Consider the following 15,149-nt stretch of genomic DNA (forward strand, 5'->3'; position numbering starts at 1 on the left):
GCTTGTCCCGAGCATCTGCAACCGGTGCAGCAGAGCCTCGGCACAAGGCTGACATGACCGAGAGCGAGGCGGCGTTCGCGTCAAACTGAAACCACCCGCGAGCAAACGCGGGCGGTTGCATCATCGTGTGGCACGCGCCTCAAGCGCGGATGATCAGTCCTGGCCCTGCAGGCGATCCATGACCTGCAGCAGCAGATCGGCGCAAGCCTTCATCGGTTCGTCCTCGGCGCATTTGAGATCAATCCGGGTGTTCCGGTCCTCAATGCGGAAATGGGCTGCTTTGGACGGCAGCGGCGGGCGATGACCGCGGAAACCACGGAAGCCCATGTCGCCTCTCCGACCATGCCAGCGGTAATCGGGGCGATCTCCCGGCCTTGCATCCGGCTCGCCCATCATTCGCTCGTCGTCATCAGAGGCAGACGGGTTCGGTGGCGGAGGCGGCGGTGACGCCGGATCGCCCACCGCGGGCGGCGTCCCGGCGGGTGGCGGAGCGGGCGGCTGTTGGGCGAAGGCGGTGCCGGCCAGTGCGGCAAGGGCAAGGCCTGATAGGAGAAGTCTTTGCATGGGGATCGTTCCTTTCGGAGTTATGAGGCGTGTCTGTAAACACCGCAGCGCGGCTTTGGTTCACGCCTGTCACGGCCTGTGATCGAAATCGGCGCGCCAGGGGCCACGCACTCGGTCGGCTTTCACCATAAATGTGTCGGCAGGCGGCTGAAGACAGCTTGACGCCATCTGACAGGAACCATCGGCACCAAGGCTTCGTTTTGCACCGAAACAACCGCCGGGTGGAAATCATGTACATCGTTCTGGGTGCAGCGGGAAATGTCGGTTCCCGTGTCATCGAAGCGCTGAGGCCGGCGGGCGAGAAGATATTCGCGCTCGTCCATAGTGAGCAGAAGGCGAGCGCGGTCGACGGTGGCAATGTCGAGGCCGTGGTGCTTGATGTCTTGGATAGCGCGGCACTGAGGGCTGTCTTCCAGAGAGGCCGACGCGGCTTTCTCCTCAACCCGCCGGCACATCCCGGCACCGATACGAACGCCGAAGAGCTGAAGACTGCACGAAGCATTGCCGCGGCGCTGAAGGATTCGGACCTTGAAAAACTCGTGGTGCAATCGACCTATGGCGCCAGGCAAGGCGATGGCATCGGCGACCTCTCGGTGCTGTATGAGTTCGAGCGCCTGGCTGAGGCAAGCGGCATTCCGGCGGCGATCAACCGGGCGGCCTACTATTATACCAATCTCGATATGCTGCTGGAGCCGGCGCGCGAGGGTATGATCACCACCGCCTTCCCCGAACACTTCATCTTGCCGATGGTTTCTCCCGCCGATCTCGGTAAGGTGGCCGCCGCGCGCCTGGCAGGCTCAGTCAGTGACGTCGGCATCAACTATGTGGAGGGACCGCGGCGATATGCTTTCGCCGATGTCGCCGCAGCTTTCTCCGCGGTCGTCGGAAAGTCGGTGAAGGTGAAAACGACGCCGCGCGACCAGCTCGAAGAAAGCTTTCGCAAGCTCGGCTTCTCGCCCGCCGCCGCCCGCTCCTACACGCGCATGACCGAGGCGACGCTCGACGGCCCCGAATTACCGCGCGAGCCCAATCGCGGAGAGATCACCCTCGAAGACCACATCGCCGCGCTTCGGTGAGCGGCGATCGCGGACGCATCCCTGTCGAGAACGATAGTCACATGTGAAAAGGTTCGCTCCCGCCGAGACGTCTTTCGCCTCGCCTCCGCCTTGTTGCTCGCGTATCCTGACGCCCGATTCGCCGTCCGCAAACGAGGGTGGGCATGAACGAAGCATCAAAGGAGAGCGCGATGTCGGACGCCAAGAGCGGCATTTCTGGACTACGGCCGCATATTACAGTCATCGGCGTCGGCGGCGGTGGTGGCAATGCGATCAACAATATGATTGCGGAAAAGCTGGCAGGCGTCGAATTCGTCGCCGCAAATACGGATGCTCAGGTGCTGGCCACCTCCAAGGCGACGCGTCGCATCCAGCTTGGCGCCAATGTGACGGAGGGTCTCGGCGCCGGTTCGTTGCCGGAGGTCGGCCATGCGGCTGCCGAAGAGTCGCTCGATGAGATCATGGATCACCTGGCCGGCTCGCACATGTGCTTCGTCACCGCCGGCATGGGCGGTGGAACGGGCACAGGTGCTGCACCTGTCATCGCCCGCGCTGCGCGTGCGGCCGGCATCCTGACAGTCGGCGTCGTCACCAAACCCTTTACCTTTGAAGGCAATCGCCGCATGCGGATGGCGGAAATCGGCATCGAGGCGCTTCGCCAGGCGGCCGATACGGTCATCGTCATTCCCAATCAGAACCTCTTCCGCATCGCTGATGCAAAAACGACGTTCGCCGATGCCTTCATGACGGCCGACCGCGTGCTCTATGCCGGCGTCGGCTGCATAACCGATTTGATCGTCAAGGAAGGCCTGATCAACCTCGACTTCGCCGACGTGAAGTCGGTCATGTCAGGCATGGGCCGTGCGATGATGGGCACTGGCGAAGCCTCCGGTGAAAGCCGCGCGATGAAGGCGGCGGAAGCGGCCATTGCCAACCCGCTTCTTGACGATATCTCGATGCGGGGCGCCAGGGGCGTGCTGATCTCGATCTCCGGCGGTTCGGATATGACGCTGTTCGAAGTGGACGAGGCGGCAAGCCGCATTCGTGACGAAGTCCAGGAAGACGCCGATATCGTCGTCGGCGCAATCTTCGACCGCAGCCTCGACGGCAAGTTCCGTGTCTCGGTGGTGGCGACCGGCCTCGAAGGCAGTCCGCTGCCCGCATCCGCGCCTCACGCCGCCGAGCAGATCCAGACGCGCACGCTGCAGTAAGCGCAGCGGCGCGACATATCCGAGCACGGCAGCCTGCCGCGTCTTTTCAGACGCGCGGCGCTGTCGTGCGTCGATCTCATGCGCTCCAGGGAAATCGCCGCGATCACCGGTCGTTGATTCGCGATCACCTGTCGTTGATCGTGGGAAGGTGCGTTACGACCTCTACGCGGCGCTTGTCATCCAGCGGCTCAATGTGCTTCTGCCAGAAGGCCTCGGCCTCCGGCGTGTCATCCTCCCAGTGGCGGATTTTAACGATATTGTCATCGATCTTCGCCAGCCGTTTGCCGCCAAGCCGCAGGTATTCCTCCGCCAGTTCTTTCGATCGGGTCGTTTGCATGTCGTGTTCCTCCATAGGCGAACCGAAAAGGCCGATCGTCATCACCGGGTTGGCCGGCAATCGGCATCCCCGTTATCGGCGCTTCCGCGCCTTGCAGTTAAACAGTACGACGGGATCATGGTTCCAGATCATCGGCCGAAACCGGTCCACGCGGCCGGCTGAAGGCGTCGGCCACCATCCATGTTCCGCACGGCCCGCCGCTCTTGCTGCCGGACGTCCAGAGACCCCTCATCCTCGTATCGTGCTTTCCGAAAATCGATTCCGATTTTCGGAAAGCACGATGCGCTAGAGCGGTTCAGCTTTTCATGGAAACGCAGAACCGCTCTAACTGTTTGTTTTGACGCAATTCCGGACGGAAAACCGCTTCGCACTTTTCCTGGAATTGCTCTAGACGAACAGGACGTCCGAAATATTGTGCACCACGGAGATTTCGTCGGTCCCGGTATTGGTGAGGTAGAGATTATCCGCCGTTGAGTCATAGACCACGTTGGTGATCAAGTCGTCTCCCGGTATGGCGATGTTGACGTCGACTGTCGTCTTGACCCCGGTTTCGAAGTCGAATGCCGTGCCGATATGCTCGCTGCTGGAGGAATCGCCGAAGAAGAACGTGCCGTCGACGGCAAAGCCGTAGCCGAGCCCGCCGGCGGCGAAGGTCTTGGATTCGATCGGGTTCAGCGTGTCGGGATCGATCTTGGAGACCTGCCAGGTGGAATCATCGATGCGGCCGACAACGTAAATGCCGGTCGAATCCTGCATCGTATTGACGGCCGTGAATCCACCCCAGTCGAACGTACCCGCCCCATTCTCGCCGATAAGGCCGGGGATGGGGTCGCCCCGCTGATCGAGCGATCCGTCTGCGGCATCCCACTTTGCGAGATAGGTCTGATCGGGGAAAGGGCCCTCGCCTCTCACCTCGTTGGTTCTTCCGATGATCTCGCCACCGCGGACCGAAAAATAGGTTCCGCCGATGTCATATTCGCCAAGGTCGTATTCGCCAAGAGAGATGGCGCCGCTGGCATGGTCGGCTTCGAATGCCGCGGCATTGTCGTAAATGCTCACCATGGAATCATCTGGGAAACCACGGCCAGAACTGACGTAATACTTGCCCGTTTGCGGATCGATCGCGACCCCCTGGAGCTCGTAATGGTCCAGGAAGGGGCGCACCACATCCGCCTGGGCCTCGACATGACTGGTATTCAACGACTTCCCGTCCGTCACGCCGTCGACGGTCAGGGTAATCACGCCGGCATCCGTGTGACCGGCGCCGTCGGAGACCTTATAATATTGGAGTTTCTCCGTGACATGCTCGCCATCGTCGAGGCCCGCCTTGACGGCCGGGTCGAGATCGTAGGTGAAGCTTCCATCGCCTGCGAAATGGAAGGTGCCGAATTCACCCGCCACGTCGGTCGCCTGCCCTTGCCCCTGACCGACAGGAATGCTCGTGCCCTCGACCGAGCGCAGGAAGAGCGTGCCCGCCTCTCCCGGGTGATCATTGGCGAGCACGTTGCTGGCCATTTCGCTTCCTTCGCGGAAGGAGAAGGCGTCGTCGATCGCGACCGGCGGGCTCGTGACCCCGTGAATGTCGAGCTTGAAGTGGCCGACATCCGTGTTGCCGGCGCCGTCGGAGATCTTGTAGCCGATCGTCTCCGTCAGCGTCCCCGTCAACGAAACCCGCCTTGGCAGCCTCGTTCAGCGTATAGGTATAGGAGCCGTCGGCCTTGACGTGAAACGTGCCGTATTCACCCTCGATATCGGTGACCTGCCCGTCCTTCTTGGCAAGCACCCGCTCGCCGTCGAAGAAGTTGAGAAACATATTGGCGGAGCCCCCGGCCAGATCATTATCCAGCAGATTGCCTGAGATCACGTCATTCTCGGAAGCACTGCTGACATCATCGACCGCCACAGGTTTTGCAAGCACTGTCATGGATATCTCCTTCAAGATCCATTCGCCTTGGTCTATCGGGAGAAAAGCAGCTGAGACCGGGTTGGTCAATGAATTTTCTAGCAGGAGTAGTATTTTAGATCTTCACAGCTTTGTCATGTTTGGAGCTTTGCTCTATAGATTGCACACCGAACCGTTATGGACGGCGGAAGATGCCGCGCTTAAGCATCCTTGTCGATTGTGTCTCGGAGAACGGCTACATCCGCAGCGACAGGATCGTTCTCAGATCCCCCATGGAAACATGAGAGGTTCGGCGCCTACTCTTGACCGTCCTTCGGCCCCTTCGCATAGTCGCAAATCGACGTAGAATAGAGTGTCTCCCCCGCAAATTCGGTCTTCGACAATCCGAATTCGTAAACGCCGAACTTGTCACTGTGGTAGTAAAACGCCGCGTTGAGGAAATCCCCCAGACGCCCGCAGTCGCCCATGCCGGCGCCTGTATAGACCGATAGAGTCTTCCCCTTGAACGTCCCCTTCAGCACCTTGTCGACCTCAAAGTCGCCACGCGTCAGCCGTGGCGCCTCGCCTTCGGATCGAGGATCTGGAATCTCGACGCCGAAGGTCACCAGCTTCATACGGCCTTTCACGACCAAATCAGCTTCTGCAAACTTGTCCTTCGCGGACGACTGACCGCAACTGCAGGCGGATGCCGCCGAAGCCGACAACACCATCAAAACCCACGCGGCGACCAAAGCCGCGGCACGATATGAATTCATCGAACTCCCCATCCGCACGGCTCAAATCTTGCGCGCGTCGATGCACAGCATGACTGCAGATTTGTCGGGATTGAGGCGATGACGAGCGCTATATCATCGATCAACCAATTGCCCTCGCCTCAGCCCACCAACCCCTTGATCTTCGCCGCATCCTCCGCCGTCGCCGGATTGTACACCACCATGCTGAGATCCGGCCGCCCATCCACCTGGAAGGCGGAATATTCGAAAGCGAGTGGGCCGAGAATAGGGTGGCGGATGTGCTTGGCGCCCTCGCCGTGGGTGCGCACGTCGTTATCCCTCCACATCGCCAGGAATTCGGGGCTTTTGCGGCATAGTTCGTCGACGAGGGGCTCGACCTCGGCTGCAGCACCTGCGCGGGCCGCGTCCACGCGGAAGGCGGCGACGACGAATCGGGCGACACTTTCCCAGTCGTATTGGGCGGCGCGCACGCGCGGATCGAGGAAGATGAAGCGCAGCACGTTGCGCTCCTCAGGCGGCAGCGCACCGTAATCGGTCAGAAGCACGGTTGCCGCCCGATTCCAGGCGACGACGTCCCAGATCGCGGTGCGGATCAGCGCCGGGCTCGGGTCCAGCGCATCGAGCACGCCCTGCAACCTCGGCGTTACGCCCTCTTGTCTGTGGTAACGCACCTCGGGCGGCCGGCCGAGGCCGATGAGGAAGAGATGCTCGCGCTCCACATCAGTCAGCATCAGCGCGCGCGAGATCCTGTCGAGCACGTCGGCAGACGGCGCACCGCCACGGCCCTGCTCCAGCCAGGTGTACCAGGTCGGGCTGATATTGGCCCGGCTCGCCACCTCCTCGCGCCGCAGACCCGGCGTGCGCCGCCTCTCCCCTGCAAAGCCGAAGGCGGCGGGATCGAGCCTGATGCGGCGCCCCTTCAGATAGACGCCGAGCCTGTTATCCGAGGTGACGAATTCACCCATCCTGTTAGCCTTTATACCATGATAATGTCACTACTTTACCATGATATAGGCAGGGCGGATATGTGTCTCCAGCAAAAACGGAGATAACAGATGCGCGTATTCGTCACTGGAGCCACCGGCTGGGTCGGCTCGGCCGTCGTCAACGAACTGATCGCCGCTGGGCACAAGGTGTTGGGCCTCACCCGCTCGGACAAGGGAGCGGATCAACTGGCGGCTGCCGGTGCCGAAGTCCATCACGGCACGCTCGACGATCTGGAAAGCCTGAAAAGCGGTGCGGCTGAGACGGACGCCGTGATCCATACAGCATTCAACCATGATTTCTCGAAATTCGCAGAGAACTGCGCCGCCGACCGGCGCGCCATCGAGGCACTCGGCGAAGCCCTCCAAGGCTCCGATCGTCCGTTGCTGGTCACAGCCGGCCTCGGCTTTGCCCCCGGCCGCGTTGGCACCGAGAAGGATCCGCCCATCCCGACGTCGGAGACCTATCCTCGCGCCTCCGAAATCACCGCGGTATCGCTTGTCGCGCGTGGCGTGCGCGCCTCCACCGTCCGGCTCCCGCCCTCGGTGCATGGCCATGGCGACCACGGCTTCGTGCCGATCCTGATCAATTTGGCCCGGCGCAAGGGCGTCTCGGCCTATATCGGCGAAGGGCAGAACCGCTGGCCGGCCGTGCACCGGCTCGATGCCGCCTGCGTCTATCACCTGGCGCTGGAGCGCGGCGCCGTCGGCGGCCCGTTCCTGGCAGTCGCGGAAGAGGGAGTTGCCTTCAGGCAGATCGCCGAGGTCATAGGCCGGCAGCTCGGTGTGCCCGCCGTCTCGCTCTCACGAGAAGAAGCGGCCGAGCATTTCGGCTGGTTCGCGATGTTCGCCGGCTTCGACGTACCCACGTCGAGCGCGCGCACCCGCGCGCTGCTCGGCTGGCAGCCGGATCAGCCCGACCTTCTCGCCGATATCGACCACCCGGCTTATTTCGGTGGGTAGCATCGGCCTAGATTGCTAGCCGCTTCAGAGTGCCCTTGAAAAGCCTTTGAGTGGACGTCCACTCGCGCAACAGACATTTCTGAAGCGATGGTATTATAATGACCCGGCTTCCTAGCGCGAGCGGCCCTCATTCATATCGGCCGGGTCATAGTTGATGTCCCAGTCCTTCTCCGGCTTATTCTTACCGGGCGGGTTCTTGTTCACCGTGGCATCCTCGGAGCCGGTGATGACGGTCGGCTTGGCGCTGGCGACGCCGCTGCTCTTCCGGTCGGCCCGTGACTTGGCGAACTGGCCGGCCGCGTCTTTCTCGGGGTTGGCCATGTCAATCACCCTTCTGCTTCAGCGCGTCGCCGAGATCTCTGGTCTCGGGGTCGCGATTGTTTTCGCCATGCGCGTCGCGGTCGCGATCCGGATCGTCCTTGGCCTTCATGTAGCCGCGAGGCTTATTTCCCTTCGGACCTTCCCAGCGGGGTGACTGGTCGGTCGTGCCGGGGGCGCCGTCTTTCGGTGTCGTCATGCCCATCGTTGTTCCTCCTTGGTTGGAACAAGGAAAACCGAAAAGATCATCAACTGTTCCCGCAGCAACACTTTCGCGTAAAGCGGCAAGGGAGACCGACGACCCATAGTCCGCCTTCGCCATCCCGATCTTGTTTAGGAGCGCGAAGGCGTGCCCCGCAGGTGCTGCGAGTGCAAGGCCCGTTATGATGTCGGCGAGGAATCCCATGGCGGATAAACTGGCCGCGACGCGATGGGTTCCTGCAGAAAATATGGAACAGTGTCGTCCGCCATCGGTTGATCAGAGGTCCACCTCAAACATGGAGCCGAAAAATGAGCAAGACCAACGCTCGTGACCTTCAGAAACGCGCCGAACAGCAGGTGAGGAACACCAGCGCCGGCGGCCATCTCGGCGGCACATATTTCGGGCAGCAACCAGACGGAAAAACCGCCTCGTCGACCAACAACGACAGCGCCAAGGCGCGGCCAAACGACGGAAGCAAATAAGCGCCGCAGGCGCGCCTCATCTTCTCCAAGCAGGAAACCATTTGCGCCCAAACCTGGGCGCATGACGTCGTGAAATGCCCCCGAAAGGACACATGAGCGACGGGAGCGCGTCTGGAAGCGGTTTTGCGTCCGGGATTGCTCAAAACAAAAGATAAACCTTTGCGTGACTCGGAGAAAACGGAAATACTCGGGCCGAAGGAGTCGCCCTGGACGACCGCCCCGCAGGTGAGAGATTTCAGTGAGCCGCGCTACGGAAACCACCCGCATCGGGTTCGTCTTATTCCCTGCCCTGACCCAGCTTGACCTCACCGGGCCGTGGGAAGTTCTGACGCGCCTGCCTGGTGCCGATTGCCAACTCCTCAGCCATGATCTCCAGCCTGTCAAAAGTGCGAGCGGTCTCAGCATCCTCCCCACCTTGACGTATGCGGATTGTCCTCAGCTTGACATCATCGTCGTGCCAGGCGGACCGGGACATGTGGATGCCATGCAGGATCCCGGTCTTCTGGCATTTCTGCGGCAGCAGGCGCCGCAATGCAGATTCCTGACCGCCGTTTGCACCGGTACGCTGGTGCTGGCGGCGGCAGGCTTGCTGATCGGATACAGGGCCACCACCCATTGGGCCTCCCTCCACCGGCTGCCGGTTTTCGGCGCGCTCGCCGCAGACGACAGGGTGGTCTTGGACAGGAACAGGCTGACGGGCGGCGGCGTCACCGCCGGCATCGATTTCGGTTTTCGCCTCCTGTCCGAGCTTGGCGGCGTCGAACTCGCCAAGGAAGTCCAGCTGCAAATGGAATATGCGCCGGAGCCTCCCTTTGCAGGACATCCGAGCACCGCGGACGCCGAGACGGTTGAAACGCTGAAGGACCGAGGCTTGACGTTCTTTTCCGAAGTCGCGGCCATCGATGCGCACCTCGCCTCTCTCATCCGCTGATGGCTACAGGTCGTCGCCGGCGTGATCAGGGCGACGCCGTCACAGCCTTGATACTCCCAAAGCTGCAAAAGCCAGGGCTATTCCGGAAGCCAGCGCCCTCGCCTGGTTCCAGACCTGCCATCGCTGCGAATAGTCCTGCCAGATATCCCGCGCCGCCGCGATGTCGCCAGGAACGGCAGTCGCGGCGAGCGCCTTGTTCATCGGCACGTTGACGGTGAATGTGAGCATCAGCCCGAAAACCAGATAGATGGCCGCCGCCGCGCAGAACCAGAAAGCCGCCGCTCCGCGGCCGCTGAAATGCGCGGCTGCGGCAGTCAGCCCGAGAACGGCGGGCGTCAGGAAGAAGGCCGGGAAAAACATCGCGTTGCGGACCGACGCATTCATCGCCTGCATGGCCGCGATCGCCACCCGCGGGTCGGCCCGGTCAAGCCCCCACATCGTCGAACAGACCCAGGCGTAGAAGAAGCCGAAGATCGCCCCTGAGAAGACGACCGATGTTATCGACAGTCCCAGAACAGTGCTGCGCATCGACTTTCTCCAAAACCGTATTATCTTGTACGTCTTTACATAGGCGTATAAGATTGTACGGTTATCGTCAAGACGATGCGAGTGGCCGGAATGCGGGAAGACACGAAGACCAGGCGTCAAGCCGAGATCGAGACGGCGGCCTACGAGCTTCTAAAGGACAGAGGCTACCGCAGCACATCGATGCTCGATATCGCCAAGGCGGCGAAAGCCTCCAATGAAACACTCTATCGCTGGTACGGCGACAAGAATGGCCTCTTCAAGACGATGGTCGAAAGCAATGCGAGGGCGACGAAAGCGGCGCTCGATGCGGCGATAAGGGACGACGTGGATCCCCTGGAAACTCTCGGGCATGTCGCGCCGATCCTGCTTTCGATGCTGCTGGGCGACAAGGCAACCTCCCTGAACCGGGCCGCTGCCGCCGACGAAAGCGGCGAACTGGGAGCGACGATCGCCGTAGCCGGCCGCGATAGCGTGTTTCCGCTGATCGAGAAGCTGATCGGCCGCGGCCTTGAAACGGCAGCGCTGACGGCGCCATCCGCAGGTGTGGCGGCCGAATGGTTCCTAAGCCTGCTGGTCGGCGATCTGCAGATCAGGCGGGTGAACCGCACGCTGCCCGAACCGCCGGGCGACGATGTCTGCGCGCGCGCCACCGCCGCCATGAGAGCATTCAGAAAGCTCTGCGGCGCATAGAGCAATTCCAGCAAAGTCCGGCACCACCCTTGCCCGCGCCGATCGATCCAGCCGCTATTGATCGGCGACGCCTCCGCTCTAGCTTCTGCTCGCGGCAGAGCGGCCGCGGGACCGATCTTTGGGCGAAGGCGGAGGGGCGACGTGGCATCCTATTCGATTGACGATGCGATCCGGGAACTTGCCCCGGCTCTCGGCAAGGCGCCGGCGGGCGCGGTCAGCGGCGATTGGACCGCCACCACGATGCAGGCGGGGCATTCCTCCCGGACGGGCGGCTACCTCGATGCCGAGGGAAAGCATGTCCCGGAGGATTCCAGGCATCCGCTCGACATCATCGCGAATGTCGTCGAAAAGCTCGATGCCTCCGGGGGGCCACGTTTCAACAAGGTGGTGATCCGCTGGAAAAAGCCGAAATTTCCCTTCATGCAGCCGAAGATCACGCTCGAAACCAGCTATAACCAAACGATCGTGCCGCGCGGCCCCGACGACCCGATCTACGAGACCGCTGCCGCTGCGCGGCGCGCCTTCTGGCAGAGCCGCGGCACGCTGCAGGAAGACTTCGCCGTCGAGCGCGGAACGGCCAATATTCACGCCCAGACAAAATGGTTCGGTCCGCATCGCCGCATCCTCGCCATTCATGCGCCGGGAAGGCTCACACTTGCCACCGACGGACTGTCGACCCCCTGGGCCGGCATATCCGAGCCGGAAAACGGGGTCGAATGCGAGCTTTTCATGGAATTCGACGCCGCGACACTGGATGCGGCCGGGATCGAAAACTGGGCGAACCTGTTGATCAACATCGGAGACCTCGTGGCAGACGGTTATCGTGTCGCCCGCGATGTCGAGAAGCACGGCGCCATCCTGTTCTGCCGGCTGACCGAGGATTATCGCCCGATGACCCGCATCATGCTGAGCCGAGACGCAAGCCGGATCGAAGGGCTGCCTTTCGGCTCCGTACCGCTGGTCCGGGCAACGCCGATCGCCGAAGCCGAAATCGAAGGGCAGGACCTTTCCGACGACTGGGGCGCTGCGGCTGCCCGCAACGCCTTGGCCAAACGCGGCATCAGATGATCTCACGCCGGATCGCGGCAATCCGACGCGATCCCGGCAGCTTGCGCGCGGTCCCGCGCTATTCCTGGATGTCGGGCTCGACGACCCTGGCGAGGTTCCGCAGCGATTCCTGCCAGCCGAGATAACAAGCCTCGGGCGGAATGACGTCAGGCACGCCCGCCTGCACGATATCCACCTCGGTGCCGACTGAGACCTTCTTCAGCGTCACGGTGACTTCCATTTCGCCGGGCAGGTTGGGGTCCTCGAATTTGTCGGTGTAGCGCAGGCGTTCGCCGGGGACGAGCTCGAGATACTCGCCGCCGAAGGCGTGACTATTGCCCGTCGTGAAGTTGCGGAAGGACATTCTGAACGTGCCGCCGACGACCGGCTCCGAATGATGCACGGTGCAGAGGAAGCCGTTCGGCGGAAGCCACTTGGCAAGCGCGTCCGCCTCCAGGAATGCGCGATAGACTTTCTCCGGGCTGGTTGCCAGGACGCGGTGCAGGCGTATGGTACTCGGCATGGTCGTGATCCTTTTGAATGGACGGAATGGACGAAGCTAGGACGGGTGAGGCCTGGCCGATCCGACACCGGATCGAACTTTTCTTCAAGAAAAATTGCTTGGAGTATCGTGGTTCAACCAGGCATGCCGTCGAGCTGCGGAAGATCGAGCGGCCTTGCCCAGGCCAGTCGGCGCCGGGTGAACATCTCGACCCGGGGCTTGATCAGTTCGGGCCGGTCCAAGCTGCCGAGCGTCACGAAGACGAGACCCAGGAAGCAGATTTACCGCCACGCCGAGGCATCCAGATAGGCGATGAACAAAGACCCGGACCTCAGTGGCGGTGACTGCAATTTTCCGCACCTGACGACATGCCGGCGGTCACAAAGCCGCCGCTCAATCGTCAGCAAATCGCCCCGTTACCGCCGCATCGTGCCCTCTTAAAGGTTTCATCGTCGCGACCTCGCCCAGCCTCTGAGTGGCTGAGCGATCGACCGAGGCGGTCCTGCTGCCGATCAAATCATGCACTTGAAGAGGAACGAATATGATCACTCGTTACACATCTGTCGCAACATTGAGCGCTGCGGTCTTCAGTCTGCTTGCTTTCAGCCAGGCATCCGCTGTCGACATGGCCCAGGCGCAACAGCAGCCGGCACAAGCGTCGCCGCCGGCACAGGCACAGCCGCCAATGCAGGCACAGTCCGGCAACGGCGCGACGGCAGCCGTCAGCGATCAGAAAATCGAGGCCTTCGCCGTTGCCTATCTGCAGGTCGACAAGGTGAGACAGGAATATTCGGCCAAGATCGGCGCGACGAAGGACGAGGCTGCCAAGCAACAACTGCAGGAGGAGGCCAAGAAGCAGATGGTCGATACCGTCCAAGCTTCTCCCGACATCTCCGTCGAGGAATATTCGTCGATCCTGACGGCAGCGCAGAGCGACCCAGCTCTGGCCAAGAAGGTACTGGAAAAGATCGGCACGCCGCCGCCGGGCCAGCAGCAGCAGCAGCAATAGGCTGCGCACAGCACTTTAGGCGCCGCTAACACGTTCGCCGGAAGCAGTGCCCGCCATTTTGCAGGGCGCTGCTTCTCACTTAAAACGACGACTGCTCGCTCAGTATTGCGACCCGCTCTTATTATCCAGGTCGTGCCGTTCGGTGCCCGTCAGCGGCGGGTTGAAGATGCTGACGAGAACGAGATCCTGATCCTTCCCGCCGCGCAGATAATGCCGGTCGTGTTTGTCCAGCACATAGATATCGCCGGTGCGGATCGGAAAGACGTTGCCGTCCATATCCTCCACTTCGCCCTCGCCCTTGATGCAGTAGCAAGCCTCCAGGTGATTGCGGTATTGAAGCAGGGCCTCGCTATTGGCGCGAACGACGGTATGGCACACCGTAAAGCCCATGCCGTCGTCTTTGGTCAGCAGCCGGTGGCTCGTGCCGTTGCCCCAATCGACAAAACGCTCGGTGAGCTCCACCTCTTTCAGATTTCTGACGAACATCGCCGATTCCCCTGATAAATTATTGAAGATGCAGCGATGATTCATTTTCATCGCCCGCAACAATTAGCTATTGAAATAGCTGGCATTTTCAAATGATGATTCCTGCGTCATCTGTGAGGAAATTTTACACATGCAATTGCCGCCGCTGAATGCCTTGCGCGCTTTCGAAGCGACGGCTCGCCTGATGAGCCTTTCGAAAGCGGGCGACGAGTTGCACGTCACCCATGCGGCGGTCAGCCATCAGATCAAGCATCTGGAAACCTGGCTCGGCCGCAAGCTGCTGCAGAAATCGGGCCGCGGCATTACGCTGACCGCAGCCGGCGGCGAATATTACCGGGCCGTCTCCGGATCGCTGGCGGCGATCGCGCATGCGACCGGCAATATGCGGCGCGATCACGACATGCGCGCCATCACCGTCGGCTGCATTCCCTCGATCGCATCGCGCTGGCTCGTTCCGGCCCTGCCCTCCTTCCAGGACAACGCCCCCGATCTCGACGTCAGGATCGTCTATGCCCGCGCCGAAGAACGCTTCGACGACGAGAGCCTGGACGTGCTGATCACCATGGGCGAGGATCTGAGCGGCGGCAGGGAAAGCCGCCTGCTCTTCTCCCGCCGCAATCAGCCTGTCGCCAGCCGCCATTACCTTGCCAAACACAACTGGACGATCGGCGACGTCTCGCTCGCCGGCGCCGATCTGCTGCACGACGAATCCGTCGATGGCTGGAAGGAATGGTTCCGCAAGGCCGGCCAGAAAGCGCCGGAGCCGCTTCGAGGCCCGATATTCCAGGATTTCAACATGCTGGCGACGGCCGTAATTGCCGGCCACGGCGTGGCGCTCTGCCCCGTCGAAGTGTTCCGCCGCGAGATCGAACGCGGCGATCTGCTGATGCTTTCCGGCATCGCGACGGCAGAGAACCAGGGCTATTACGTCATATCGAACAGTTGGGCGAAAAAACCGGTCCACCGCTTCATCGACTGGTTCATGACGGAGTGCGGATCGGGCGCGTGAGATCCCCCGCAGCTCATCGAAGGGTCGCCGCCGAGACGATGGATGCAAATGGGTCGCGCCAATAAAGACGTGGCATAAGCCCATCCGTGAGCGAGTTGGGCAGAGGTTGGGGATTGTTAATCAGAAATGCCTAATGTAAATTTTGGCGTGCACAAGTTGTGTGGGAGTTGATTTGCTACAATATCTGGTTATGAC

General features: G+C 61.5%; 18 protein-coding genes and 2 pseudogenes. 9 read left to right on the plus strand and 11 right to left on the minus strand.

Annotation, left to right across the window (positions count from 1 at the left end; genetic code table 11):
- Positions 1-153 precede the first annotated feature (153 nt).
- Entirely contained in the window at positions 154-564 is a 411-nt protein-coding gene (locus tag V8P77_RS27940; RefSeq protein WP_335915304.1) for a hypothetical protein, read from the minus strand.
- 230 nt (positions 565-794) lie between these two features.
- On the opposite strand from V8P77_RS27940, the gene V8P77_RS27945 reads away from it, so the two are divergent.
- Positions 795-1,640, plus strand: a complete 846-nt coding sequence (locus V8P77_RS27945) for an NmrA family NAD(P)-binding protein (RefSeq protein WP_335915306.1) — start codon at positions 795-797, stop codon at positions 1,638-1,640.
- A gap of 170 nt (positions 1,641-1,810) precedes the next feature.
- Entirely contained in the window at positions 1,811-2,830 is a 1,020-nt protein-coding gene (gene ftsZ, locus V8P77_RS27950) for a cell division protein FtsZ (protein WP_017964879.1), read from the plus strand.
- A gap of 124 nt (positions 2,831-2,954) precedes the next feature.
- Here ftsZ and V8P77_RS27955 read toward each other — a convergent pair whose 3' ends face one another.
- From V8P77_RS27955 to V8P77_RS27970, 4 genes and pseudogenes are all read right to left on the minus strand, one after another.
- On the minus strand, positions 2,955-3,167 hold the full coding sequence (locus tag V8P77_RS27955) for a hypothetical protein (RefSeq protein WP_017961052.1): 213 nt from the start codon (positions 3,165-3,167) through the stop codon (positions 2,955-2,957).
- A 387-nt stretch (positions 3,168-3,554) separates the two neighbouring features.
- Positions 3,555-5,091 (minus strand): annotated as a pseudogene (locus tag V8P77_RS27960) (cadherin-like domain-containing protein).
- 275 nt (positions 5,092-5,366) lie between these two features.
- Positions 5,367-5,825, minus strand: a complete 459-nt coding sequence (locus V8P77_RS27965) for a hypothetical protein (RefSeq protein ID WP_335915307.1) — start codon at positions 5,823-5,825, stop codon at positions 5,367-5,369.
- 119 nt (positions 5,826-5,944) lie between these two features.
- Positions 5,945-6,769 carry a helix-turn-helix transcriptional regulator gene (locus tag V8P77_RS27970; protein ID WP_335915308.1) on the minus strand — a complete coding sequence of 275 codons (825 nt, stop codon included), beginning with the start codon at positions 6,767-6,769 and terminating at the stop codon, positions 5,945-5,947.
- A gap of 90 nt (positions 6,770-6,859) precedes the next feature.
- On the opposite strand from V8P77_RS27970, the gene V8P77_RS27975 reads away from it, so the two are divergent.
- A complete protein-coding gene (locus V8P77_RS27975; RefSeq protein ID WP_335915309.1) occupies positions 6,860-7,750 on the plus strand; it encodes an SDR family oxidoreductase in 891 nt (296 codons plus the stop codon).
- Positions 7,751-7,861: 111 nt separating this feature from the next.
- Here the strand turns inward: V8P77_RS27975 and V8P77_RS27980 are convergent, their stop codons facing one another.
- Together V8P77_RS27980 and V8P77_RS27985 are read right to left on the minus strand one after the other, a co-directional pair.
- A complete protein-coding gene (locus V8P77_RS27980; protein ID WP_170262323.1) occupies positions 7,862-8,071 on the minus strand; it encodes a hypothetical protein in 210 nt (69 codons plus the stop codon).
- Position 8,072: 1 nt separating this feature from the next.
- Positions 8,073-8,273, minus strand: a complete 201-nt coding sequence (locus tag V8P77_RS27985) for a hypothetical protein (RefSeq protein WP_017961057.1) — start codon at positions 8,271-8,273, stop codon at positions 8,073-8,075.
- Between the two features lie 305 nt (positions 8,274-8,578).
- Here V8P77_RS27985 and V8P77_RS27990 point away from each other — a divergent pair, with 305 nt between their 5' ends.
- Both V8P77_RS27990 and V8P77_RS27995 read left to right on the plus strand, forming a co-directional pair.
- Positions 8,579-8,752 (plus strand): hypothetical protein, encoded by a 174-nt coding sequence (locus V8P77_RS27990; RefSeq protein WP_335915312.1) that lies wholly within the window; start codon positions 8,579-8,581, stop codon positions 8,750-8,752.
- A 238-nt stretch (positions 8,753-8,990) separates the two neighbouring features.
- The gene (locus V8P77_RS27995; protein WP_335915314.1) at positions 8,991-9,683 is read left to right on the plus strand and encodes a DJ-1/PfpI family protein; all 693 of its coding nucleotides are present in this window, start codon (positions 8,991-8,993) and stop codon (positions 9,681-9,683) included.
- Between the two features lie 39 nt (positions 9,684-9,722).
- Here V8P77_RS27995 and V8P77_RS28000 read toward each other — a convergent pair whose 3' ends face one another.
- Positions 9,723-10,211 (minus strand): anthrone oxygenase family protein, encoded by a 489-nt coding sequence (locus tag V8P77_RS28000; RefSeq protein WP_335915316.1) that lies wholly within the window; start codon positions 10,209-10,211, stop codon positions 9,723-9,725.
- Positions 10,212-10,301: 90 nt separating this feature from the next.
- On the opposite strand from V8P77_RS28000, the gene V8P77_RS28005 reads away from it, so the two are divergent.
- Positions 10,302-10,901 (plus strand): TetR/AcrR family transcriptional regulator, encoded by a 600-nt coding sequence (locus V8P77_RS28005; protein ID WP_335915318.1) that lies wholly within the window; start codon positions 10,302-10,304, stop codon positions 10,899-10,901.
- 141 nt (positions 10,902-11,042) lie between these two features.
- Positions 11,043-11,969: a hypothetical protein gene (locus V8P77_RS28010; protein WP_335915319.1), complete on the plus strand. Its 927-nt coding sequence runs from the start codon at positions 11,043-11,045 to the stop codon at positions 11,967-11,969.
- 58 nt (positions 11,970-12,027) lie between these two features.
- Here V8P77_RS28010 and V8P77_RS28015 read toward each other — a convergent pair whose 3' ends face one another.
- Entirely contained in the window at positions 12,028-12,471 is a 444-nt protein-coding gene (locus V8P77_RS28015; RefSeq protein ID WP_025395108.1) for an SRPBCC family protein, read from the minus strand.
- Positions 12,472-12,584: 113 nt separating this feature from the next.
- Positions 12,585-12,725: pseudogene (locus V8P77_RS28020) on the minus strand (GFA family protein); the annotation flags it as partial.
- 266 nt (positions 12,726-12,991) lie between these two features.
- Between V8P77_RS28020 and V8P77_RS28025 the strand changes: the two are divergent.
- Positions 12,992-13,459, plus strand: a complete 468-nt coding sequence (locus V8P77_RS28025; protein WP_335915321.1) for a DUF4168 domain-containing protein — start codon at positions 12,992-12,994, stop codon at positions 13,457-13,459.
- Between the two features lie 99 nt (positions 13,460-13,558).
- On the opposite strand, the gene V8P77_RS28030 is transcribed toward V8P77_RS28025, so the two are convergent.
- Positions 13,559-13,945 (minus strand): ectoine synthase, encoded by a 387-nt coding sequence (locus V8P77_RS28030; protein WP_138387292.1) that lies wholly within the window; start codon positions 13,943-13,945, stop codon positions 13,559-13,561.
- 130 nt (positions 13,946-14,075) lie between these two features.
- Between V8P77_RS28030 and V8P77_RS28035 the strand changes: the two genes are divergently transcribed.
- Positions 14,076-14,954: a LysR substrate-binding domain-containing protein gene (locus V8P77_RS28035; RefSeq protein ID WP_335915323.1), complete on the plus strand. Its 879-nt coding sequence runs from the start codon at positions 14,076-14,078 to the stop codon at positions 14,952-14,954.
- Positions 14,955-15,149 lie beyond the last annotated feature (195 nt).

The sequence above is a fragment of the Rhizobium aouanii genome, assembly GCF_037002925.1.
GTDB classification, from domain to species: domain Bacteria; phylum Pseudomonadota; class Alphaproteobacteria; order Rhizobiales; family Rhizobiaceae; genus Rhizobium; species Rhizobium aouanii.